The 23,448-nt window shown below is 71.0% G+C and carries 13 protein-coding genes; 5 read left to right on the forward strand and 8 right to left on the reverse strand.

Features of this window, described 5'->3' with window-relative positions; all coding sequences use genetic code 11:
• Positions 1 to 16: 16 nt before the first annotated feature.
• Positions 17 to 1,864 (forward strand): dihydroxy-acid dehydratase, encoded by a 1,848-nt coding sequence (ilvD, locus tag ACQPZW_RS43630; RefSeq protein WP_433791872.1) that lies wholly within the window; start codon positions 17 to 19, stop codon positions 1,862 to 1,864.
• 288 nt (positions 1,865 to 2,152) lie between these two features.
• Here ilvD and ACQPZW_RS43635 read toward each other — a convergent pair whose 3' ends face one another.
• The 3 genes from ACQPZW_RS43635 to ACQPZW_RS43645 form a co-directional block, all read right to left on the reverse strand.
• On the reverse strand, positions 2,153 to 7,630 hold the full coding sequence (locus ACQPZW_RS43635; RefSeq protein ID WP_433791873.1) for a peroxidase family protein: 5,478 nt from the start codon (positions 7,628 to 7,630) through the stop codon (positions 2,153 to 2,155).
• 132 nt (positions 7,631 to 7,762) lie between these two features.
• Positions 7,763 to 8,500, reverse strand: a complete 738-nt coding sequence (locus ACQPZW_RS43640) for a hypothetical protein (protein WP_433791874.1) — start codon at positions 8,498 to 8,500, stop codon at positions 7,763 to 7,765.
• Positions 8,500 to 10,170, reverse strand: a complete 1,671-nt coding sequence (locus ACQPZW_RS43645) for a multicopper oxidase family protein (RefSeq protein ID WP_433791875.1) — start codon at positions 10,168 to 10,170, stop codon at positions 8,500 to 8,502. Before ACQPZW_RS43645 ends, ACQPZW_RS43640 begins: the two co-directional genes overlap by 1 nt.
• Positions 10,171 to 10,304: 134 nt before the next feature.
• Between ACQPZW_RS43645 and ACQPZW_RS43650 the strand changes: the two genes are divergently transcribed.
• The gene (locus ACQPZW_RS43650) at positions 10,305 to 12,020 is read left to right on the forward strand and encodes an AfsR/SARP family transcriptional regulator (protein ID WP_433791876.1); all 1,716 of its coding nucleotides are present in this window, start codon (positions 10,305 to 10,307) and stop codon (positions 12,018 to 12,020) included.
• Positions 12,021 to 12,162: 142 nt separating this feature from the next.
• Here ACQPZW_RS43650 and ACQPZW_RS43655 read toward each other — a convergent pair whose 3' ends face one another.
• From ACQPZW_RS43655 to ACQPZW_RS43670, 4 genes are all read right to left on the reverse strand, one after another.
• A complete protein-coding gene (locus ACQPZW_RS43655) occupies positions 12,163 to 14,286 on the reverse strand; it encodes a PKD domain-containing protein (protein WP_433791877.1) in 2,124 nt (707 codons plus the stop codon).
• Positions 14,287 to 14,687: 401 nt separating this feature from the next.
• Positions 14,688 to 15,527: a carbohydrate ABC transporter permease gene (locus tag ACQPZW_RS43660; RefSeq protein ID WP_433797803.1), complete on the reverse strand. Its 840-nt coding sequence runs from the start codon at positions 15,525 to 15,527 to the stop codon at positions 14,688 to 14,690.
• An 11-nt stretch (positions 15,528 to 15,538) separates the two neighbouring features.
• Positions 15,539 to 16,519: a carbohydrate ABC transporter permease gene (locus tag ACQPZW_RS43665; RefSeq protein WP_433791878.1), complete on the reverse strand. Its 981-nt coding sequence runs from the start codon at positions 16,517 to 16,519 to the stop codon at positions 15,539 to 15,541.
• Positions 16,520 to 16,584: 65 nt separating this feature from the next.
• Positions 16,585 to 17,868, reverse strand: a complete 1,284-nt coding sequence (locus tag ACQPZW_RS43670) for an ABC transporter substrate-binding protein (protein WP_433791879.1) — start codon at positions 17,866 to 17,868, stop codon at positions 16,585 to 16,587.
• A 272-nt stretch (positions 17,869 to 18,140) separates the two neighbouring features.
• Between ACQPZW_RS43670 and ACQPZW_RS43675 the strand changes: the two genes are divergently transcribed.
• Positions 18,141 to 19,154 carry a LacI family DNA-binding transcriptional regulator gene (locus ACQPZW_RS43675; RefSeq protein ID WP_433791880.1) on the forward strand — a complete coding sequence of 338 codons (1,014 nt, stop codon included), beginning with the start codon at positions 18,141 to 18,143 and terminating at the stop codon, positions 19,152 to 19,154.
• 1 nt (position 19,155) lies between these two features.
• On the opposite strand, the gene ACQPZW_RS43680 is transcribed toward ACQPZW_RS43675, so the two are convergent.
• Positions 19,156 to 21,630, reverse strand: a complete 2,475-nt coding sequence (locus ACQPZW_RS43680; RefSeq protein WP_433791881.1) for a putative bifunctional diguanylate cyclase/phosphodiesterase — start codon at positions 21,628 to 21,630, stop codon at positions 19,156 to 19,158.
• A 183-nt stretch (positions 21,631 to 21,813) separates the two neighbouring features.
• Here ACQPZW_RS43680 and ACQPZW_RS43685 point away from each other — a divergent pair, with 183 nt between their 5' ends.
• Together ACQPZW_RS43685 and ACQPZW_RS43690 are read left to right on the forward strand one after the other, a co-directional pair.
• A complete protein-coding gene (locus tag ACQPZW_RS43685) occupies positions 21,814 to 22,125 on the forward strand; it encodes a hypothetical protein (RefSeq protein ID WP_433791882.1) in 312 nt (103 codons plus the stop codon).
• 96 nt (positions 22,126 to 22,221) lie between these two features.
• Positions 22,222 to 23,406 carry a PQQ-dependent sugar dehydrogenase gene (locus ACQPZW_RS43690; RefSeq protein ID WP_433791883.1) on the forward strand — a complete coding sequence of 395 codons (1,185 nt, stop codon included), beginning with the start codon at positions 22,222 to 22,224 and terminating at the stop codon, positions 23,404 to 23,406.
• Positions 23,407 to 23,448 lie beyond the last annotated feature (42 nt).

Below are 23,448 nucleotides of genomic sequence, written 5' to 3' on the forward strand. Positions count from 1 at the left end.
TGGCACTATGGGTGGCATGCCTGAGCTGCGCTCCCGGACCTCGACCCACGGTCGAACGATGGCCGGTGCCCGCGCCCTGTGGCGCGCCACCGGCATGACAGACGACGACTTCGGCAAGCCGATCGTCGCCATCGCCAACAGCTACACCCAGTTCGTACCCGGGCATGTGCATCTCAAGGACCTCGGCGGTCTCGTCGCCGAGTCGATCTTCGAGGCCGGCGGCATCGGCCGCGAGTTCAACACGATCGCCGTCGACGACGGCATCGCGATGGGCCACGGCGGCATGCTCTACTCGCTGCCCAGCCGTGAGCTGATCGCCGACGCCGTCGAGTACATGGTCAACGCCCACTGCGCCGACGCGCTGGTCTGCATCTCGAACTGCGACAAGATCACTCCGGGCATGCTGATCGCCGCCCTGCGGCTGAACATCCCGACGGTCTTCGTCTCCGGCGGGCCGATGGAGGCCGGCAAGACGGTCGCCATCGAGGGCATCGTCCACGAGAAGCTCGACCTGGTCGACGCGATGAGCGCCGCCGCCAACGACAACGTCACCGACGCCCAGCTCGACACCATCGAGCGGTCGGCCTGCCCGACCTGCGGCTCGTGCTCCGGCATGTTCACCGCCAACTCGATGAACTGCCTGACCGAGGCGATCGGCCTGTCACTGCCCGGCAACGGCTCGACCCTGGCCACGCACGCGTCCCGCAAGGCGCTGTTCGAGGAGGCCGGCCGGCTGATCGTCGAGATCGCCAGGGACTACTACGAGAAGGACGACGAGTCGGTCCTGCCCCGCTCGATCGCCAACCTGAGCGCGTTCGAGAATGCGGTCGCCCTGGACGTCGCGATGGGCGGCTCGACGAACACGGTGCTGCACCTGCTGGCCGCCGCCCGCGAGGCCGAGCTGGACTTCAGCGTCTCCGACATCGACGCCATCTCACGCCGGGTGCCGTGCCTGGCCAAGGTCGCACCGAACAGCCCGAAATACCACATGGAGGATGTGCACCGGGCCGGCGGCATCCCCGCTCTGCTCGGTGAGCTGCACCGGGGCGGCGCGCTCAAGACCGACGTCCGCTCGGTCCACTCCCCTTCACTGTCCGCCTGGCTCGACAAGTGGGACATCCGGGGCGAATCACCGTCGGCCGAGGCGCTGGAACTGTTCCACGCGGCGCCCGGTGGTGTGCGTACGACCCAGGCGTTCTCCACACAGAACCGCTGGGCCAAGCTGGACACCGACCGGGAGGGCGGCTGCATCCGGGCGGTCGAGCACGCCTACACCGTCGACGGCGGCCTGGCCATCCTCTTCGGCAACCTCGCCCCCGACGGCTGCGTCGTCAAGACCGCCGGCGTCGACGAGTCGATCTGGAAGTTCACCGGCCCGGCCCGCGTCTACGAGTCGCAGGACGACGCGGTCACCGGCATCCTCGGCAAAGAGGTGGTCGAGGGCGACGTCGTGATCATCCGCTACGAGGGCCCGCGCGGTGGCCCCGGCATGCAGGAGATGCTCTACCCCACGTCGTTCCTCAAGGGGCGTGGCCTGGGCAAAGCCTGCGCTCTGATCACCGACGGCCGGTTCTCCGGCGGCACCTCGGGCCTCTCCATCGGCCACGTCTCGCCCGAGGCGGCCGGCGGCGGGCTCATCGCCCTGGTCGAGACCGGCGACGAGATCACCATCGACATCCCGGGCCGCAGCATCACCCTCAACGTGCACGACGACGTCCTGGCCCAGCGCCGGCACGAGCAGGAGCGGCGGCCCAAGCCGTACACGCCGGTCGCGCGCCAGCGTCCGGTGTCGGCGGCGCTGCGCGCGTACGCCTCGATGGCCACCGCCGCCAGCGACGGCGCCTACCGTCGCGTTCCCGAGTAGAAGAACACGCGATCAGGGCCGGGAGATCCTTTTCTTCCGGCCCTTTTCTCGTACGGTCCACCACTCCCCGACATCCGTGGCCGCCCCGGGCCTACGGCGCGGCGCAGGCGACCGTCCCGGCCTCCAGCGCGACCGCCGGGCGAATGCGATGGCCGGGCGCGGTCCCGTCCTGGTCGCCGCCCAGCCTTTCGGGAGCCGTGTCCCGCCGTCAGCGTGGGCACCACCCACCATGGCCGCAGACGCGGGTGCCGCCGTCCCGGGCGGGACGGCGGCACCTGTCGGATCGGGTCAGCGGACCGTGGTGGTCACCGCCGCTCCGGGAGCGGTGCCGGCCGCGTTGACGGCCTGGACCGTCACCCGGTAGCGGGTGTTCGCCGGGACCTCGGCGGGTGCGGTGAAGCTCGCGGCCTTCGCCCCGCCGGGGACGGTGGTCACGACCGCCGCGCCCCGGGCGGTGCCCTTGGCGTTCAGGCGCTGCCAGGTGATCCGGTAGCCGGTGATCTTCGAGCCGCCGGTGGCGGCGGGCGCGGTCCAGCGGACCGTCGTCGTGAGCTTGCCGCCCTTGCCACCGGGCTTGCCGGTCAGGCCACGGACCTTTCCGGGCACGGTCCGCGGCGTCACCGCGACGCTCTCCGCGGACCACGCGCCGGCGCCGAGCGCGTTGACCGCGCGGACCCGGAAGCGGTACACGGTGCCGTTGGTCAGCCCGGTCACCGTCTGCACGGCGGCACCGGCCGGAGCGGTCCGCAGCACGCCCGTGGCGCGGCCGCCGGTGAGCACCTGGATCTCGTAGCGCTGCACCGGGCTGCCACCGTTGTCGGTCGGCGCCGTCCAGCGAACCACCACGGCGGCTGCCGCGGGGGCCGGCACTCCGATGCGGGCGGCGCCGGGCACGGTCCGGGTGTCCGGAGTGGAGCCGGGGTCGCCGGGGGTCGGCGTGACGCTGCCGGTCGGGCCGGGCGTCGCGGTGGCGCTCGGCGAACCCGTGGGGCGGGGCGTCACCGATCCGGTCGGCGCCGGCGATCCGGTCGGCGTGACCGAGACAGTGGGCGTCGGCGTGACCGGAGTGGTGCCCCCAGGGTTGCCGGTACCAGGGTTACCGGTACCCGGATCGGTGGTGCCGGGGTTGCCGGTGCCGGGGTTGCCGGTGCCGGGGTTGCCGGTGCCGGGATCGGTGGTGCCGGGGCCGGAGCCGGCCGGGGCGGTCGGCGTGACCGTGTTGGAGATCGCGGAGAAGGCGCTGGCGCCGGCCGCGTTCACGGCCCGGACCCAGAAGGCGTACCCCGCGCCGTTGGTGAGACCGGTCAGGGTCATCTCCGTGATGCCGGCGTCGGCCACGTCGACACCGACGACGATGCCGGTCTCCGCGTCGAGCGCCTGGATCTCGTACCCGTAGATCGCGGTTCCACCGTCGTGCAGCGGAGTGGTCCAGCGGACCACGGCGCTCTCGTCCCCGGCGGTGGCCGCACCGATGCCGGGCGCGTCGGGGGCGACCGGTGTCGCCGGCCGGGTCGGGGTGACCGGCGGGTTCGTGGTCGGCGTGACGACGGGCGGGACGGTGGTCGGGGTGACGACCGGCGGCGTGGTGGTCGGCGTGACGACCGGGGGCGTGGTGGTCGGCGTGACGACCGGGGGTGTGGTGGTCGGCGTGACGACCGGCGGGACGGTGGTGGGGACCGGGTTCGGTGCGGGCTCCTCGTTCTCGTTCTCACCGGGCTCGGCCGGGTCGTCGTCGCCGGGTGCCGCAGCGACCGGGGTGACCGGGCCGAACGGGGCGGCGAAGACGCCCGGCCCGGACGCGGTATCGGCGCGGACCCGGAAGGTGTAGCCGGTTCCGTTGGCCAGGCCGGTGACGACCAGGCTGCGGGCGCCGGCGTCGAGGCTGGTCAGAACGGTCTCGCCGGCGCCGGTGCGCTCCAGGGTGAGGCCGGTGACCGGGTCGGTGCCGGTGGCGTCGGGCACGGTGATCAGGACGGTGGCCCGACCGTCGCCGGCGAAGGCGCTGACACCGAGGAACGCCGTCATCCCGCTGATGTCCACGCTCTGGTCGTCGAAGTGCAGCAGCTCGACGTTGCGGACGATGTCGTTGCCGTCGGGACCGGAGACGAGCACGCCACCGGAGATCGGGGTGACCGCGTACTCGGCGCGGGCTCCGGCGAAGACGGCGGTGTCCCGGCCGGGCGTGGGTGCGGACGCGATCGCCCGTACCGTGATGATGTCGTCGGGGTTGATCCTGCCGGCGAAGACGTCGGCCTGGAGCTCGGCGAGCGACGCCGCGGTGATCGAGGTGCCGCGGACCGCGAGGCGGACCGTCAGGTGGCGGTCGCCGTCGATGATGTCGTCGCCGAGACGGCCTTCGATGAGGTCGTCCCCGGCGCCGCCGAGCAGGATGTTGCCCTCGCCCCAGACGTCGCCGGTGAGGTCGCAGGCGCGGCCGGTCCGGTTGACGACGCCGCTCGCGGGCATCGGGAGCTCGGTGACCACCTGGTCGAGGCCGTGGATGCGGGCGACGCCGGCGGTGTCGAGGGCGTCGCAGCCGATCGCGCCGTCGGTGGCGGGGACCGTGTCGTCGCCGCGCAGGACGTCGTCGCCGTCGCCGCCGGAGAGGGACTCCACCTCGTCGTAGCGGTCGCGGACGCCGGTCTCCAGGCCGTCGAGGCCGAGCAGCGGCAGGTCGAGGTCGGAGTCGACGGCCTCGCCGGACGGGCCCGCGACGGACCAGTCCCAGCCGGAGCCGCCGGCGTTCTTCTCGATGCCGGGGCCCTGGACCCCGATGTCGTCGCCGCCCTCCATGTCGTAGTCGTCGTCGCCGCCCTGCCCGATCAGCACGTCGTGGCCGGGCTTGTTGGAGTCGTCGCGGAAGAACAGGTTGCCGCTGTCGCCGGAGAGCAGGTCGGGTGAGTCGCCGCCCTCGATCCAGTCGTCGCCGGAGTCGCCGAACGCGCCGTCCTCGCCCTCTCCGGCGATGATCATGTCGTCGCCTTCGCCGCCGAACGTCTCGTTGGCGTTGGCGCCGCCGTTGGTGAAGTCGCGCCCGTCGCCACCGAGGATGATGTCGAGGCCGGGGCCCGCGTCGACGGCGTCGTTGCCGGGGCCGCCCATCGAGAAGTCGGCGCCGCCGGAGTCGGTCAGGATGTCGTCGCCCTCGCCGCCGACCGTGACGTCGTCGCCGGCGCCGCCTTCGAGCACGTCGTCGCCCTCGGCGCCCCAGATGGTGTCGTTGTCGTTGCCGGCCCGGATCCGGTCACGGTTCTCGGTGCCGGTGTAGACCGACTGGGCGTTCATGCCGGACTTGTCGACGCTGTTGCGGGCCCGGTACGCGATGGTCCCGTCGGGCAGGCGCAGCAGCAGGGCACGCTCGTCGCACTCGCTGGCCGGATCGTCGTCGACCAGGTTGCCGTGCCGGCCGTATCCCGCTTCGGTCCCGTCCAGGGTGGCCATGTCGAACTTGCAGTCGGCGGTGGCGAAGACGTCGGCGCGCAGTCCGCCCGCCGTGGTGTTGCGGCTGATCAGCTCGGCGAACGTGTTGCCCTCGAGCTGGCCGCGCAGGTTCATGCCGGGCGTACGGGCGAGGTAGTACAGCCGGTCGCCGTTCTGCAGCGCGGTCAGCTGGGTCTCGAAGACGTAGTCGAAGGTGCTGCCGAGCAGGCCACCGAACGGCTCGGTGGTCTCGGCGAGCCCGCCGATCCACAGGTCGATGTCGTCGAGCCCCGAGCTCGCCGTGGTCCAGGCGCCGGTGGCGTTGAGGAAGTCGGCGCCGGCCGGGGTCTCCAGCAGGGTGCGTGCCGCGGCCCGCTTGGCGTCCACGGTCGTCGCGCTGAGGACTGAGGGCTCCCGGCCGTACGCCGCCACGAAGTTGACCAGCGACTCCGGGTGCTTGAGGTGCTCGCCGAAGTCGATCCAGCTGACGTAGGGCCGCAGCCGCCCGTCGTTGGTCCGGCCGTGCAGCACGCGGCGCAGGTCGTTGAGTGTCGGGACGCCCTCGGACCGGCCGCGGGCGATGTTGATGGCGCCGAGGTCCATCGGCAGGCCGAGCAGGTTGTTGCGCAGCGTGTCGGTCATGAACTCGTCGAGGTCGTTGCCGACCTGCTCGGTCATGCCCATGACGATCTCTCCGGCCGCGGCCTCCGGGGACAGTGTGCCGCCGTTGGTGAATGCGGGCGGGTTGAGGAAGCCGTCGAGCAGGGAGAGGTTTCCGGCGCCGGGCCGCTGGACGGTCTCGTTGAGCATCGAGTGGCCGAACCGGTAGACGGCGTGCGCGAACTCGGCGTAGACGGCCGGGTCGAGCTCGGCCTGGGTGAACGCGGCCGGCTGGAACGGGTTGATCGCCGGCTGGATCTTGCGGGCGAACTCCTCGAAGACGAGGTGCTGGTACTCCATCTCGTTGATGAACTTGGCGGCCTGGAAGATCCGCTCGCCGGTCCATTCCGGGTTGCCGTCGATGATCCGCCCGATGTCACTGACCAGGCGGTTGTGCTCGGAGTGGAAGATCTGGTGCACGGCGGTGAGCCCGATGTTCTCGTTGGCCCGGCCGTCACCGGCGATGTAGTGGGCGGCGAGCATCTCGTCGTCGTAGGTCCCGGGCGGCTGGGCCGCGAAGTCGGCGGAGGCGACCGTGTCGGTGTCCGGGACGAGCGTCTTGGACGGGGTGGCGTGGTGCGCGATGTCCGTCAGGAACGGGGTGTCGAAGTACACGACGTTCGCGGGCACCTTCACCGGGCTCGCGAGGTCACCCTCGATCAGGCCGGTCGCGGTGACGTACTGCGGGAGGCCGCGGGCCGGTCCGGGGACGAAGTCGCCGTACGCGTCGGCCAGGATCATCGGCACGTTCAGCGCGTCCAGGTCGCCGAGCGCGAGTCCGAGCACGTCACGTGACTGGCGCTTGACGTCGGCCCAGGTCGGCAGGCCGCCGTCGGTTCCGGTGAGCAGGTTGCCGGTCGCCACCGCGGAGGCCGTGTACTCGCGCAGGAACACCTGGTGGGCGGCGTGTGACGTGTAGGTCTGCGAGTTGTCGACGTACGGGGTGTCGGTGTTCTTCGACGGGTTCTTCGCCCGGGTGAGCATCATGAACCGCATGGCCGGCGGGACGTACTTCGCGTCGCCCGGCCTGGGGTCGTCGGCGGTGCCGGCGATCCGGTCCGGCCCGGCGACGAGCGGGTCGTCGGCGCGCAGCGGCACCATGACGATGTCGTTGCCCTTGACCGTCTGGTCGATGCCGTGGTCGAAGAACTGCCCGAAGAGCGTGAACCACGAGTTGTACGGCGCGGACAGCCCGAAGTCGGTGGTGACGTTGGGGATGAACAGGGTGACGCCGTCGGTGTTGCCGCCGGACACCGCGACCGCCGCCGGGTTGGCCGCGGTCTGGTCGGCGATGATGTTGCTGATCTGGCGCGGCGCCGCGTCGACCGGCCGGGTGCCCTGGTAGGCGCCGGTGTACCGGGCCGGAACGAGGCGCGGGAACTCCCGGTCGGCCGCGCCGTACCTCTCCTGCCCCGGAGTGAGGTGGTTGCAGGTCCCGTCGACCGTGCGCAGGCCCATCGAGAGCAGGGGGCTGCCGAGCTGGTCCAGCAGGGCTCCGCAGGGACCGGTCTCGCTGGTGGTGCCGGCGACGTGCGCCTCAGCGATCTTGATCTGCTGGAGGATGTACGACAGATCGGCCTCGGTGATCGTGAAGCCCTGGCCGATGGGGGCGGCCTGTGCGGGAACGACCATGACAGTGGTGGCGAGCAGCGCACCGAGTGCGGCGGCGGACCAGACTCTACGCAAGGGGGGACCTCATCCGGAGAGCGCGAGTGCCCGTTTAGGGCGACTATTTCGCCATATGTTGTGGCGTCGACCAGTGGTCCGCCTGAAGAGATCCTGAAAAGCAGAACGGCCCCCTCGGTGAGGGGGCCGTTCCTAGTGTCCGTGGGCTCTCTGATCCGACAGATCCGGTACGCCGTGCGACAGATCGACTCCGGGACCGGTCAGCGTCGCCGTGACGTGCACCTGGTCGGGTGGCACACCGGCGGCCCGTCCCATCGAGTCGCGCACCGCGGCGATCTGCGGGTCGGAGAGCACCGCCCCGAAGTAGCGAACCGTCACGCCGTCCGGCTGCACGTCGGTGACATAGCGGTTCAGCGAGTCGCCGAGCACGCCCTCGGCGTCCTGCCGCTGCGACACCTGCTCCGGCGTGACCCCGCCGGCCGGGATCACGCAGAACGTCAGATCGTGCACGAGAACCGGCTGGACCAGGTAGAACGCGACACTGGCCGGCTGGTGGTCACGCATGAACGCCTCGGCGTCGTAGACCCGCGCCCCCTCGTCCAGCACGAACGTCATCTCCGGGACCAGGTACTCCAGCATGTCCTCGGAGAAGACCGCGAACGAGGCCTCGGTCAGCGCGCCGATCTTCGCCTCGGCCGCCAGCTCCCGCAGCTCGCCCGCGATCGCGTCCCGATCGGCGCCGGGTGCCGGGTGGATCGCGACGGCCGCCCGCCGGCGGACCATCGGGCCGTCGAAGGACGTGTCGGCCAGGGCGTCGCCCTTGTCGCCGGCGACGACGTGGGCGACCGGCGTGGGCTGCTCGGCCGCGGGATACGCATACCAGGCGACGCCCGTGGCGGCCACCAGCAGTCCGGCGAGAAGGCGCTTCATCAGCTGCCCAGCGGGTGGCTCGGCGCGTACGCCACCGCCATCTCCGCCGAGTCGTCGGCGTAGGCCGGGTCCGCGTGGATCGGGTCGTTGTTCATCATGTCGCCGACCGCGAACTGGATCATCATGTCGCTGTCCTCGTGCACCAGGTTGTGGCAGTGCAGCATGTACCGGCCACCGTCGTTGCCGTCGCCGGTGGTGAACTGCATGAGCACCGACGCGGTCTCGTTCTCGCCCAGGTAGAAGACGTCCTTCGGGCCGTTCTCCCAGGCGTACGGCTTCTTGCCGGCGGTGTTGTTGCGGGACAGCAGCTGACCGTCGATCAGGTGGATGTGCACCGGGTGGAACCAGCCGCCCGACTCGTTCACCAGGTCCCAGATCTCCACGTCGTACGGCTTGGGGTTGCCCAGGACCCGCTTGAAGCCGCTCTTCTCGACGTCGTCCCAGGTCTCGCCGTTGACGGTCCACAGCCCGTGCTTGCGCTCGACCCGCACGGTCCGGCGGGCCACCGCCATCTCCGGCTTCAGCTTCATCGGGTCGAGCGCGCCCCGGCCGGCCCACGGCACCGGGCCGGCGTCCAGGGTCGTGGGGATCACGTACGTGTCCGGGGCCCCCGTGTCGGCGACGACCTCGAACTGCATCACCTTGTCGGTGTTCTTGAAGTCCTCGTTGTTCTTGTTGCTGAGGTTCCGCAGCTCGATCTTCTGGCCGACCTTGTACTTCCGGAAGTCGATCAGCACCTCGTACCGCTCGGCGGCGCCCTGCCGGAACGACTCCACGGCGGCGACCTTCGGCACCATGCCGCCGTCGGTGCCGACCACGTGGAACGGGTCGCCGGTGCTGAGCCGGAACCGGTACGAACGGGAGATCGACGAGACCAGGAAACGGAACCGGTAGACGCGCGGCTTGACCCGCATCTTCGGCCACGGCACGCCGTTCACCATGATCACGTCACCCATGAAACCGGAGTGGTCCTCGTCGTCGAAGGCCACCGAGCCGTCCGCCTTGAACGCGATGTCGCTGACCACGATCGGGACGTCGTACTGGCCCTGCGGCAGTTGCGCGGCCTCGTACTCGTCGGTCAGGTGGTACTGGGCGGCCAGGCCGGAGTAGGCGTTCGCCGCCGTGGTCCGGTGGTTGTGGTCGTGGTACCAGAGGGTCCGGGCCGGCTGCCAGTTCGGGTACTTGTACGTCTTGCACTGGCCGGGGTGGGTGTGGTCGTTGGCGTACCCGTCGTACTGCGGCAGCGACGCCGACCCGTGCAGGTGGGTGACCGTGCTGAACGGCTGCCCGTTGATCTTGTTGACGGTCAGCGAGTTCTTGATCCGCACCTCGGAGCGGGTGCCCCGGGGAACCCGGATGGTCGGGCCGGGGAAGATCCCGTTGTAGCCGGCGATCGTGGTGGTCAGGCCCGGGACGATGCTCGCCTGCCCGAACTTCTGGGTGAGCCGGTACTTCTGGAACGGCCCCTGGGCGTCGACGCCCTGCTCGTACGGCATCAGCACCGGCGGCCGGCGGAACATGCTGGTGAACGGCGTGGGCGTGTTCTTCGACGCCAGGCCACTCGACTTGGCGATCACCGCTCCGCCACCGGCCGCGATGACCAGTCCGCCACCACCGAGCGCGATCGCGCCCTTGAGCAGGTCACGCCGGTTCAGACTTCCCCGTGTCATCGGACTCCCTAGTGCTTCGCGTCCATCAGTCGGCAGCGAAGCTATGAGCAGGGGCTTTGGTAATCCTGTGGAAAGCCTCAACCCGGTGCCACCGAGCGCCGAAACGTCCTCGGAAGAACCCACGAGGAGGCCACATGCGCGTCAGCGTGCTCGGGCAGCTGACCGTCACCGGCGATTGCGGCGAGCCGTTGCCCGCCGGCGAGCTGCCCCGCCGTGCCCGTCAGGTGCTCGCGGTGCTGGCCGCGCGGCACGACCGGATCCAGTCGAAGGACGCGCTGGCCGACTCGGTCTGGGGTGACGACCTTCCCGGCAACCACGTGGCCGCGCTGGAGCACTACGTCTCGGTGATCCGGCGGCGGCTCCAACCGGACGGCTCCTCCGCGAACTGGTTCATCGTGACCCGCAGCGGCGGATACCTCTTCGACACCGCCCGGGCCGGGCTCGACCTGGCCGACCTGCGCGCGCTGATCCGGCGGCTGGACGCGCCCACCCCGGGCTCCCCCGAGCGTCTGGCCGTGCACGCCGACATCCTGACTCTGGCCCGGCAGCTGCCCTTCCCGGAGGACCCGTACGCCGAATGGGCCGAACCGGTTCGCACCGAGGTGCAGGTCGCGGCCGTGAACGCGCTGCTGCAGCACGCCGCGGCGACCCTGGCCGACGACCCGGCCCGGTCGCTGCGGCTGGCCCAGGAGGCGATCGAGCTCAACCCGTTCCTGGAGTCCGGCTACCGGGCGGCGATGACGGCCGCGATCGCGATGGAGCGGCAGGACGACGCCCTACGGATCTACGAGCGGTGCCGGCAACTGCTCGACGAGGAGCTCGGCGTGTCGCCGTCGGCCGATCTCGTCCGGCTCCAGCGGGAGGTGATCGCCACCCGTACCGTCCCGGTCGAGCCTCCGGCGCCCGCCGCGGCGCCGGCGGTGACGCTGCCCGAGCCGCCCCGGGAACGTTTCCTGGGCCGGATCACCGAGCTGCGGCTACTGGTCGAGCCGGACCCGCCGCCGGTCGTGCACATCGTCGGCCCGTCCGGTTCCGGCAAGTCCGCCTTCCTCGCCGAGCTGGAGCGCCACGCGCCCGGCCGGGTCGGCATCGGGCACGGCGCGTCGTCGGTCGGGGTGCTGCGGCACGCCTGGCTGCGAACCGCCCTCACCGATCTGGGCGCGCCCGCCGAGGTGCTCGCGGTCGTCGACGGAGCCGGGCCGGAGGAGCCACTGCTGCGTCCCGACCTGGAACGGATCGGTGCCGCGCTGGACGGCCCGGAGCCGGTCTTCGTCGCCATCGACGACGCCGCCGACCTCGACGCCGCCAGCGTCGCCGAGCTGTCCTGGCTCGGGCGGCACTGCGCGGCACTGCGGATCGTGCTCACCTACTGCTACCCGTCGGAGATCGCCGAGCGGCCGCTCTCCGGGCTGGGCTCACCGGTGGTGCTGCGCCTCGAGCCGCTCACCGGCGGGGATCTGGACGTGCTCGGCGTCAAGGACCTCGCGGACCTCACCGGAGGCATCCCGGCCCTGGTCAACGTCGCCCCACGGCCGACCGAGGTGTCCCACGCGGTGGCCATGCAGATCGCCCGGCAGCGCACCCGGTGGATGCCGGACCCGTCGTGGGAGATCCTGCGGCTGTGCGCGGTCCTGGGCCCGCTCAGCGTCGGGGAGCTGTCCACCCTCACCGGCTATCCGATGCCGGAGCTGCTCGCCTGCGTCGACCATCTGGTCCACGCCCACCTGCTCACCGAGAACGAGGACGGTCGGGTCCGGCATCGCAGCTCGCTGATCAGCGCCGCGGTCTCCGGGCAGGTCTCCGCGGCCTCCGCCCGCTACCTGCGCCGCCGCCTGGCGGCGGACAACTGACATGACCCGGCGGCGGGCCCCCTCTCGGAAGCCCGCCGCCGGGTCACTGCCATTCAGTCGGTACGCGCCACACGATCCGTGGTCGCGCAAGAGGCGTCCACGCCGCCCCGCTCGTCGCGGGTGCCGCTCGCGCCGCGGGCCGTCAGTTCGTCACGGTCACCGGGAAGGCCAGCACCTGACCACCGGTCGAGCTGACGAAGCTGATCGTGCGAATCGTGCCCGGGTTCGGTCCGGTCACCCGGATGCTGAACGCGCCCGCCGCGTCGACCGTCACCGGAGTGCCGACGACCCGTCCGGCCGGTGTGCCGCCCAGGACCGCGGTGATCCGCTGTCCGGCGAGCACGCTGCTGGCACCGGAGATGCGCCACTCGTTGTTGCCGGTCCGGTACCGGACGGTCAGCCCGGTGAACGCCTCGGCCAGCGGCCGGACCGTCACCCGGGCGGTGCTCGTGCCCGCCGGGTTCTTCGCGCTCAGCTCCAGCACGACCGGGTCGTTGTTGTAGACGTAGGTCGGGTTCGGGCCGGGGGCGGCCGGCAGCGTCATCGCCGGGTAGGTGAACGTCGGCTTCGGGCCGGTGGCGCCGACCAGGGTCACGGCCGGGCCGGACACCTGGCGCCACTCGTAGGTCTCGGCACCGGTCGAGCCCGAGCCGTTCAGGGCGACCGTGCGGCCACGGACGACGGTCTGGTCGGGGCCGGCGTTCGCCACCGCCGGGGCGGTCCCGGTGATCGTCACCGGCACGGTGACCGGCGTGCCCGCGCCGCCCGGACCGGCCACGATCAGCCGGAACGTGTAGGTGCCGGCCTGCGTGGCGACGAACGAGGCGGTCGCGGTGGCCGCGCCGGTCAGGATCACCGCCGGTCCACCGGTCTGGGTCCAGGAGTACGTGTCGATGGCTCCGGTCGAGCCGGAGCCGTCGAGGGTGACCTTCTGGCCGGCCACGGCGCCGGAGGTGGCGACCGCGCTCGCCACCGGGAGGTCCGGCACGAACGCCTGGCCGGAGCCGGTCAGCGGCACGGTCGCCGACCCGCCGCTCGACGAGGTGACGGTGACCGTCGCCGGCGGCGCGACGACCCCGGTGAACGGGCCGGTGATCGGGCCGAGACCGGTGACCGACAGCTGCGGCGGGGTCGAGTCGGTGTCGCTGGAGGTGGCGGCGACGGTCAGGGTGCCGGCGTCCGCGTCGTACCGGGCGTCGGCGACCCGGACGACGTCGACCAGCTTGCGGGTCTTCCTGGCGACCGGGCGGTCCCCCGAGTTGACCACCTCGATGGTGGCGCCGGTGGCGGGCACCGAGCCGGTCACCGGGAACCGGCCGTAGTAGCGGCCGTTGCTGCCGCGCAGCCTGGTGGTCCGGAAGCCGAGCTGCGTGTTGCCGGTCACCTCGATCGACTGGCCCGGCTCGCTGCTGGCGTACACCTCGATGACGCCGGTGCCGTTCGCGCCGACCGTGTAGGTGGCCTGGTCGATGTCGACGCCCGAGTTGGAGGCGTACCGGCCCTGCACACTGAACAGGTCGGTGGACCCGAGGTCGGCGACCACGGCGCCGCTGACCGGGTCGAGCTGCTCGACCCGGACGAAGTTCGTGCCGTACGGGCTGCCGACCACCCGGTGATCGACACCCGGGTCACCGGTGTAGCCGGCCGGCGCGGCCGGGGCGACCGCCGGGTCCCACTTGAGGAACGGGCCGACCCGGCTGGTCAGGGCCTGGCCGAACGCGCCCGGCGTGGTCCCGATGTCCTCGGTCATGTTGATGCCCCGGTCGGTGGCGGTCAGGTCGTCCACGCCGTACGGGTGGACGATCCGGTACCGGGTGCCCTCGACGGCGTCGAACCGGATCCGGATCCGGCCGAAGACCATCTGGTCGCCGTCCCTGACCTCCTCGGCCGCCCAGGCGCCCTCCAGGTCCATGCCGATGCCGAAGTCCACGCCGTTGGCCAGGGTCATCTCGGCCCCGGCGAGCTGGTAGAAGAACTCACCGGGGAAGTTGTCCGGGTACGAGACGGGCGCGTCCGGGTTCGGCACCTCGTCCGGCAGCGTCGAGCAGAGCGGGTCCTCCAGGGTCGTGCAGGCCTCCAGCCGCAGCCCGTTGCTGTCCCGGTACCAGGCCGGGAAGCCGTGCTCGGCGAGCGGGCCGGCCTGGGTGAGGCTGCCCTGGCGGCTGGCGGTGGTGACCACGACGGCGGCGGCGGTCCCGGCGAGCGGCGCAATCACCGCCACGGTCACCCCCGCGGTGACCGCGAGACGGCGCAGTTTCTTCTTCATCGAGCTCCTCAGGGTCTGCGGACGCCGCCGGGGCGGCTCGACCGGGACCCTGCCCGGCCGACCGTTGGTCCGCCTGAGGTCACCTGCACGCGGGCTTAGCTTTCGCTGAAAGAGTGGTGTGAGTCCACCGGCGTCAGCCGCCGGAGGCGGGGAACGGGCGCACTGTGTCTGTGGACTGCGTGGCACGTACCGCATGCGAGGTTGAGAGAAGCGTGAGGCCCGCCCACCGTGAGCTGGTGGACGGGCCTCGCGCTGTCGCTACGTGTTGAGAGAAGCGCGAGGCCCGCCCACCGTGAGCTCGTGGACGGGCCTCGCGTCGTCGCTACGTCTCGAGTCGTCTCGAGTTGACGTGTTGACTTGATGCATTGAGTTGACGTCTTGATCGTGTTGATCGGACGTCTCTACTTGAGCGCGCCCTCCATGATGCCGCGGACCAGCTGGCGACCGCCGACGAGCAGCAGGATGACCAGCGGAACCGTGGCGACGAAGGCACCGGCCAGCACGCGACGGTAGACCACGTAGTTGCCGCTCGCCAGGTCGGAGAGGGCCACCATCGACGTGGGGAAGTCGGTGCCGTTCAACGTGATCAGCGGCCACTGGAAGTCGTTCCAGGTCGCCACGAAGGTGAGCAGGCCCAGTACGGCGAGGGCGGGCCGGATCGCCGGGACGACGACCGTCCAGTAGATGCGCAGCGTGAGGGCGCCGTCGATGCGGGCCGCCTCGACCAGCTCGTCCGGGATCGCGTGCCCGATGAACTGACGCATGTAGAAGACGCCGAACGCGGTGACCAGCCCGGGGGCGATGACCGCGAGCAGGGTGCCGTTCCAGCCGAGCTCGTTCATCACGATGAAGAGCGCGACCACGCCGAGCTGGTTCGGCACCGTCAGGGTCAGGATGACGATGAACATCAGCACGTTGTTGCCCTTGAACCGCAGCTTCGCGAAGGCGAACCCGGCCAGCGAGCAGAAGAACAGCGTCGACGCGGTCACCGCGAGGGCCACGATCAAGCTGTTGATCAACGAGGCGGTGAAGAAGACGTCCTGCATGGTGAAGACCTCACGCAGGTTCACCATCAGCTGATCGCCGGGGATCAACGCGGGCGGCGACGACATCACGGCCTCGTCGCTGCTGGTCGCGATGACGAACATCCAGTACACGGGGAAGGCCGAGACCAGCAGGATCACGCCGAGCCCGAGGTAGGACTTCCAGGTGCCCGGAGTGTCCTGGGGTGCCCGGCTCAACAGGCGGGTACTCACTTTCCGCCTCCCAGGCGCCGGGTGACCAGGGCGTTGATACCGGCCACAATCAGAATGATCAGGAACAGTGCCCAGCTCATCGCCGCGGCGTAGCCGAGGTTGAGGTCACTCCAGCCGACTCGGTAGATGAGCTGCGAGATGGTCCGCCACTGGTGGTCGTAACCACCGTTGGCCTGCGCCGGGTTCTCGTCGAAGAGCATCGGCTCGGTGAAGAGCTGAAGGCCTCCGATGGTGGAGAGGACGACGGTGAACAGGACCACCGGCTGGATCATCGGCACGGTGATCTTCCACAGCTGGCGCCACGGTCCCGCGCCGTCGACCGCCGCGGCCTCGTAGACATCCTTCGGGATCGCCTGCATCGCCGAGAGGTAGAGCAGGGCGTTGTAGCCGATCCACTTCCAGTTGACCATCGTCGCGATGGCGACCCAGCTGCTGAAGGTGCCCGCGCGCCAGTCGAGGGGCTGCTCCTGGCCGAAGCCGACCAGGGACAGGAACCAGTTGGCCAGGCCGTTGTCGCGGCTGAAGAAGACCGCGAAGACCAGCGACGACGCGGCCACCGGCGTGACGTAGGGCAGCAGGATCCCGATCCGCCAGAAGGTCGCGCCACGCAGCTTGCGGTTCAGCAGGTTCGCGATCATCAGGGCTGCGATCAACTGCGGAACGGTGGAGAGGACGAAGATGCCGAAGGTGTTGACCAGGGCGTCCCAGAAGTCGGAGTCGCTCGCCAGCCTGGTGAAGTTGTCCAGGCCCACCCAGCCGTTCTTCTGCTTGTCGATGAGGTGCCAGTGCCGCAGCGACACCACCGCGTTGAAGATGAGCGGGAACAACCCGAAGATCGCGAAGAGAACGAAGAACGGCGCGATCATCAGGTACGGGAAGGTCTTGGTGTCGAAACGGTGGAGCCAGAACTTCGGCCGCTTCGGCGGCGCGTGCTTCGGCTCCTCGGTGTGCGCGACGCGCACGTCGGTGAGGGCCACGGGTAACTCCTAGGGGCCGGACGGCGGGGCGGCCATGGCCGCCCCGCCGTTCTTTTCGGGATGGGTCAGGAGTTCGCGGCCTTCTCGGCTTCCTTGACCGCCTCGGCCCAGGCGTCGGCGGACTTCAGCGTGCCCTGTCCGACACGGTTGATCACGTTCTCCACGGCCAGACGGGTCGGGCCGTTCTTCTTGCCCAGGTACTGCGGCTTCAGGTTCTCCGCGGTGGCGGCGAAGATCTGGCCGGTCGGGGCGTTGGTGAAGAACTCCTTCTTGTAGTCGAGGACGGCCGGGTCCTTGTAGAGCGCCGGCTGCGACGGCAGGTTGCCGACCGTCTTGAAGACCTCGATCTGCTGCTCCGGCTGGATCAGCCACTCGACGAACTTGTACGCCTCGTCGACGTTCTTGCCCTGCTTGGGGATGGTCCACCAGGAGCCGCCCCAGTTACCGCCGCCGCCCGGGATCGCGGCGATGTCCCACTTGCCGGCCTGGTCGGGCGCGGTCTTCTGAATGTGGCCGAGCATCCAGGCCGGGCAGGCGAGGACCGCGAACTGGTCCTTCTTGAAGCCCTGGTCCCAGTTCGGCTGGAAGCTGGCGAGGTTCGCCGAGATCCCGGCGTCGAGCGCCTTCATCGCGACGTCGAAGCCGGCCTTCGGGCCGCCCTCCATCTGGAGCTGCTCCTGCTCGTTGTAGAACCCGACCGGCTGCTGCGAGAGGATCGGGTTGAACAGGTTGGTGGCCGAGTCGATGAACTTCTTCTTCGTCGTGTCGGTGTAGGTCTTGCCGGTCTGCAGGAACGCGTCCCACGTCGGCCAGAGCTTCGAGACCTCGGCGCGGTCGGTGGGCAGGCCGGCCGCCTTGAACAGGTCGGTGCGGTAGCACATGGCCAGACCGCCGACGTCGGTGCCGAGGCCGATCTGCTGGCCGGCGGCCGACTTCGACGCCTGCCACTTCCACGGCAGGTACTTCGACTCGAGCGCGCCGGCGCCCTTGTCGGTCAGGTTGACGAACTGGTCGGCCTGCTCCCGGAACTGGACGATGAAGCCCTCGTCGACGGCCGAGATGTCCGGGGCGCCGGAGCCCGCGACCAGCTTCTTCTGCAGGTCCTGGTGCTGCGCCTGGTACTCGCCGGTGTTCAGCGAGATCTTGACGTTGGGGTTGGCCGCCTCGTACTTCGCCTTCAGCTGGTCCAGGCCCATGTCACCCCAGAAGTTGACCTTCAGCGTGATCTGGGAGCTGCCGCTGTCGTTGTTGCCTCCTTCCAGGTCCTTGCCGCTACAACCGGTTATCGCCAGCGCGGCCACGAGGCCGGCGGCACCCACGCGCAGGGCGCGTCGTCCGAACTGTTCCATGTCATTTCCTCCGCAAGGAGATCCGCATCACTGAACCGGGTAAGTTGGGGGAACCGTAAGCCCGGCTTTCAGCGGTGTCAATAGCCGGTTACGGGCGCGCTCCCAGTACGTATCAAGCCGGATTTTTCGGACGCGCGGAAATCGACGGTTTACATCATCGGCCGTGTGCCGTAACACTTAACCGATCAAGCGAGCGTCCAACGTCGAGGGACTCCGGCGGCCACTGCCCCGCGCCCGATAAGCTCGGCAGCAGTGGGGACAGAGGAGATTGAGTGAAGCGGCCCACCATCGCCGACATCGCACGGCGGGCCGGCGTGTCCAAGGGCGCAGTTTCGTATGCGCTCAACGGCCAGCCCGGCGTCTCCGAGGCGACCCGTAAGCGCATCCTGTCAATCGCCGAGGAGATCGGGTTCAACGCCAACAGCGCGGCCCGGGCTCTCTCCGGCGCACGCGCCCGAGCCGTCGGCCTGACCCTGTGCCGCCCCGCCCGGATCCTCGGCATCGAGCCCTGGTTCATGGGCCTGATCAGCGGTTTCGAGGCCGAGCTCGGCGCCCGCTCGTATGCGCTGACGCTGCAGGTGGTGGCCACCCCCGAGCAGGAGGTCGAGGTCTACCGCCGCTGGTGGGGCGAGCGCCGGATCGACGGCGTGATCGTCACCGACATCCGGGAGGGCGACATCCGCATCCCGGTCCTCCAGCAACTCCAGCTACCGGCCGTGGTGATCGGCGGCCCCGGCGACACCGGCTCGATCGCGCAGATCTGGTCCGACGACGCGGGCGCCATCACCGAGGCGGTCCGCTACCTGGTCGCCCTCGGCCACCACAAGATCGCCCGGGTCAGTGGCGTCGCCGACCTCCTGCACACCCAAAACCGGACGAAGGCCTTCGAGAACGTCTGCGCCGCCCTCGGGCTGGACAACGCGATCACCATCCCGGCCGACTACACCGGCGAGGAGGGCAGCCGCGCCACCCGGCGGCTGCTGATCGGCGGCGACCGGCCCACCGCGATCATCTACGACAACGACGTGATGGCGGTCGCGGGCCTGGCCGTCGCGCAGGAGATGGGTCTCTCCGTCCCCGGAGACCTGTCCATCGTGGCCTGGGACGACTCGCCCCTGTGCAGTCTCGTGCACCCGCCACTGACCGCGCTCAGCCGGGACATCTCGGCGTACGGGGCGCAGGCCGCCCTGGAGCTGCTGAACGCGATCGACGGCCGGACCGTCGGCAACGTCGAGGCCGGCCGAGTGCACCTCACACCGCGCGGGAGCACGGCGCCGCCCCGCTGACTCAGCTGCTCCGGTGGCTGTCGAGGTAGGCCTCGACCCGCTCGGCCGGGCCCGGATGCCCCAGCGCGAAACCCTGCCCATAACGGCAGCCGGCCTCCCTGGCACGGGCGATGTCGCCGTCCGACTCCAGTCCCTTCGCGACGATGTCCAGGCCGAGTCGCCGGCCGAGACTCACCACCACGTCGACCACCGACCGGTCCGACATCAGGCCGGGGCTCAGCTTCAGCATGTCCACGGGCAGCCGCCGCAGGTGGGACAGCGACGTCTGCCCCGACCCGAAGTCGTCGAGCGCCGCCCGTACGCCCAGTCTGCGCAGCCCGGCCAGGGCCGCGACGATGGCCGGCACGTCCTCGTCGATCCACGTCTCGGCGACCTCGACGACCAGGCGTTCCGGGGCCAGACCGTACCGGCGCAGGGTGGCGCCGACCTGGTCCGGGAAGCGGGCGGTCAGCAACTCCCGCGGGCCGACGTTGACCGACAGCCAGAACTCCTCGCCCACCGACCAGCCGGCCAGCCGCCGGCACGCCTCCTCGAGCACCCACTCGTCCAGCTCGGCGGTCATCCCCAGCGCCGCCGCGATCGGCAGCACCTCCTTCGGCGGGATCGGGCCCAGCTCCGGATGCCGCCAGCGCAGCAGCGCCTCCACCCCGGCCGGACGGCCGTCGACCAGCCCCGCGACCGGCTGGAACACCAGGTCCAGCTCACCTCGGGTGGCCGCGCCGAGCAGTTGCTGCTCCAGCTCCATCCGGCGGTGCAGCTGGATCTCGACGTCCGGGTCGTACCACTCGACCCGGTCCCGGCCGATCTGGCAGGCGCGCTGCCGGGCCAGGTCGGCGTGACGCAGCACCTCGTCGGAGTCCGCGCCGCCGGCCAGCTCGGCCAGGCCCACGCTGGTGTGCAGATCCACGGTCGCGCCGGGCAGAGGGTACGGCTCGGCGAGCTTCGAGACGATGCGCGTGGCCAGGGCGTACGCCGGGACCGAGGAGTCCGGGGTGAGCACCGCGAACTCGTCACCGCCGAGCCGGGCCGCCACGTCCTCGCCGCCGATCAGGGCCCGCAACCGCCGGGCCACCTCGATCAGCACGGCGTCGCCCACCTCACGGCCACGGGAGTCGTTGATCTCGGCGAGCCCGTGCAGGTCGATCACCAGCAGGGTGCCGTGCCGGCCCGGCTGACGGCGCAGGGCGAGCAGGTCACGCATCAGCGCCTGACGGTTCGCGAGGCCGGTCAGCTGGTCCAGGTAGGAGAGGCGATGCAGGGTCCGTTCCAGGTGGCGGCGTTCCCCCACATCGCGTACGTGCACGACGAGCGCCGCCACCTCAGGGACGCGGCGCAGATCGGAGATGGTCGACTCGGTCTCCCGCCACATCGCCGCGCCGTCCCGCACCCGGGCGCTGACCAGCACCGGTGGACCACCCTCGGGCTCGCCGGCGAGCACCGACCCGATCACGGCGAGGGCGTCCGCCACGTCCTCGGGGTGGATCAGCTCCCGGAACTCCCGGCCGATCACCTCCTGGTCGCGGAGACCGAACAGCCGGGCGGCGGCCGGTGACTGCCAGCGCACGGTCAGCCGCTCGTCCAGCACCAGGGTGAGATCGGTGGCGCCCGTCACCATGGACCGGAAATGCGCCTCGGTGACCCGGAGCCGGCCCGCGTACCGGCGGATGTCCCGGACCACGAGCAGCTCCCGGACGACCAGCACACTTACCATCACGAGACCGAAAACGATCGCCTCGGTGCCGAACTCCTCGACGGCCAGCAGGTGCCAGATCGCGGCGATCACGCCGACCGCGGCCGGCACCGCCAGCAGCGGATAGCTGGCCAGATACTGATCCGGATGACGGGGCTCCAGCGGCGCGGGCGGCAGGTCACGGCGCGAGCCGCCCCACGCCGAGGCGCTCAGCCCGGCCACCACGCCCAGTCCCGCCGACACTGCCACCGGGCCGGTCGCGCCGTACGCCAGCAGCCCGAGACAGAACATGACCAGTGAGGTGCCGGCCCCGCACCAGGCGGCCGCCCGCGGTCGCGGGCGGGCGCGCAGCACGACCACGGTGACGATGGCGATGCCACCCGCCGCGATCAGCATCGCGGGCACCGCCCCGGGACGCTGGGACGCGGCCGGGATCAGATAGACGGCGAAGGCCAGGCTCACCCCGAGCCCGACCCCGTCGTACGCCCGCCGCAACCGCACCACCCAGTTGCTCGCCGCACCCGGCAGCAGCGACGTGCCGGCCACGAAGCACGCCGTGACGGCGGCCAGGCCGGCGGTGATCCAGGCGGACCGGTGCTCCGGCGCCCACCACGGGACCAGCCCGGTGAGCCCGGTGAAGAGGGCGCCCATGCCGACCAGGCCGGCGCCCCGGCACGAGGCGAACGCTCGCTCGGCACGGTGCAGGGCGAGCGCGGCGCGGATGAGGACGGCGCCCGCACACAGACCGGCGGCGCCGATCGCCCCCGCGAGAAGCACGGCGATCATCGACGAGTCCTCTGCTTCAGGGAACTGCACCGGGTCAACGACGGTCCCCGGATCGGGTTACGGCACGGCGTGTCGTCATCCCACGAACGGATCGTCGGTCATCCAGCGATGACGGTCAACACATGCGGGCCCGGTACGGGTCCGGCACGACCGCCGGGCGGGGCGGGTGGGAGGATGGGAGACGTGAGCAAGCGTCCCGTTCTCCGCGTCCGCATGTCCGGCGCCGTGCTGGTCGCCGCGTTGATCGCGCTGGTCGGCGCGGTCCCGCTCGCCGGCTCCTCCTGGGCCCTGAGCCCGCTGTTCCTGATCCCGATCGCCGTGCTGGCCTGGGCGTGGCGGGCCGGCACCGACGTCTACCCCGGGAGTTGCGGGTCCGCGCCCTCTTCGGTGATAGCCCGGTGCCGTTCGACCGCATCACCGAGCTCGCGCCGGACGAGCGGGGCCGGGTGTCGGCGCTGCTCGACGACGGCGCCGTCATCCGGCTTCCCGGAGTGACACGCGACAACCTGCCCCGAGTTCTGGAAGCGGGCGGCCACCCCGTCGCGGATCAATGAGCCGGTTCTGTCAGGCCGCGCGGCTACCCTGGTCGGCATGACCGGAGGGGGTGGTTGGGCCGTGCGATTCCGCCGGAGCCGTGCGATGGCCGCGAGTTCCGTGGCCCTGCTGGCGTTGACGGCAGGGTGCAGCTTCGGGCCACCGGGCCCCGACCAGGCCGGTTCGCCGCCCAATCTGCCCCGCCCGTCGGCCGCCCCGACCGCCGGCGGTGACGACGCCGCACGCGAGGTGGCGATCACCGTGCTGGCCAAGAACCTCGAGGTGCCGTGGGGCATCGCGTTCCTGCCCGACGGCGGCGCGGTGGTCACCGAGCGAGACACCGCCCGCATCGTGAAGGTCGGTCCCGAGTCGACGCCCGGCGGCCTCAAGGTCACCGAGTTGCGGCGGCTCAGCGAGGTCCGCGCCGCCGGCGACGGCGGCCTGCTCGGCATCGCCGTCTCGCCCTCCTACGCGACCGACAAGACGTTGTTCGTCTACTACTCCACCGATCAGGACAATCGGATCGGCAAGCTGGCCGGTGACGGCAAGCTGGAGCCCGTCCTCACCGGCATCCCCCGGTCGCCCGAGCACAACGGCGGCGCCCTGGCCTTCGGCCCGGACGGCTTCCTCTACGCCGGCACCGGCGACGGCACCCCCGAGGGCACCCAGGCGCAGGACGCCAAGAGCCTGGGCGGCAAGATCCTGCGGATCACCACGGCGGGCAAGCCGGCGCCCGGCAACCCGGTCAAGGCCTCCCCGGTCTGGACGTCCGGTCACCGCAACGTGCAGGGCCTCGCCTGGGACGAGACCAAGAGGATGTATGCGACGGAGCGCGGCCAGCCCCGCACCACCGAGCTGAACGTGGTGGTGAAGGGAAAGAACTACGGCTGGCCGAAAGCCGACGGCGAGAGCACCGACTCGAAACTGACCGGTCCGCTGGCGTCCTGGCCCACCGAGACGTCGTCGTGCGCCGGCGTGGCCGCGCTGGAGAGCCTGGTCGCCACCGCCTGCCTGCTCGGCCGGCGGCTGACGATGCTCGACGTCACCGCCACCGGGGCGGTGCTGGGCAGCCCACAGGACCTGCTGACCGGTGAGTTCGGACGGCTGCGCGCCGTGGCCGCCGCGCCGGACGGCTCGTTCTGGGTGGGCACCTCCAACCAGGAGGACGCCGGGCAGCCCGGCCCCGAGGACGACCGCCTGCTCCGGCTGGTCCTCTCCGATGGCGGCGCCGGCCGGAGTTGACGGGCATGACTGTTTCGTCCCGAGCCCGGCAGGGCAGGTGAG

The sequence above is a fragment of the Actinoplanes sp. CA-252034 genome (genome assembly GCF_050956125.1).
Lineage (GTDB): Bacteria > Actinomycetota > Actinomycetes > Mycobacteriales > Micromonosporaceae > Actinoplanes.

What these genes read in the sequence shown, in the direction of transcription:
- ACQPZW_RS43670 (WP_433791879.1), bottom strand. Translation starts at nt 17,868, where the DNA reads ATGGAACAGTTCGGACGACGCGCCCTGCGCGTGGGTGCCGCCGGCCTC.
- ACQPZW_RS43680 (WP_433791881.1), bottom strand. Translation starts at nt 21,630, where the DNA reads ATGATCGCCGTGCTTCTCGCGGGGGCGATCGGCGCCGCCGGTCTGTGT.
- ACQPZW_RS43640 (WP_433791874.1), bottom strand. Translation starts at nt 8,500, where the DNA reads ATGAAGCGCCTTCTCGCCGGACTGCTGGTGGCCGCCACGGGCGTCGCC.
- ilvD (WP_433791872.1), top strand. Translation starts at nt 17, where the DNA reads ATGCCTGAGCTGCGCTCCCGGACCTCGACCCACGGTCGAACGATGGCC.
- ACQPZW_RS43690 (WP_433791883.1), top strand. Translation starts at nt 22,222, where the DNA reads ATGACCGGAGGGGGTGGTTGGGCCGTGCGATTCCGCCGGAGCCGTGCG.
- ACQPZW_RS43655 (WP_433791877.1), bottom strand. Translation starts at nt 14,286, where the DNA reads ATGAAGAAGAAACTGCGCCGTCTCGCGGTCACCGCGGGGGTGACCGTG.
- ACQPZW_RS43645 (WP_433791875.1), bottom strand. Translation starts at nt 10,170, where the DNA reads ATGACACGGGGAAGTCTGAACCGGCGTGACCTGCTCAAGGGCGCGATC.
- ACQPZW_RS43650 (WP_433791876.1), top strand. Translation starts at nt 10,305, where the DNA reads ATGCGCGTCAGCGTGCTCGGGCAGCTGACCGTCACCGGCGATTGCGGC.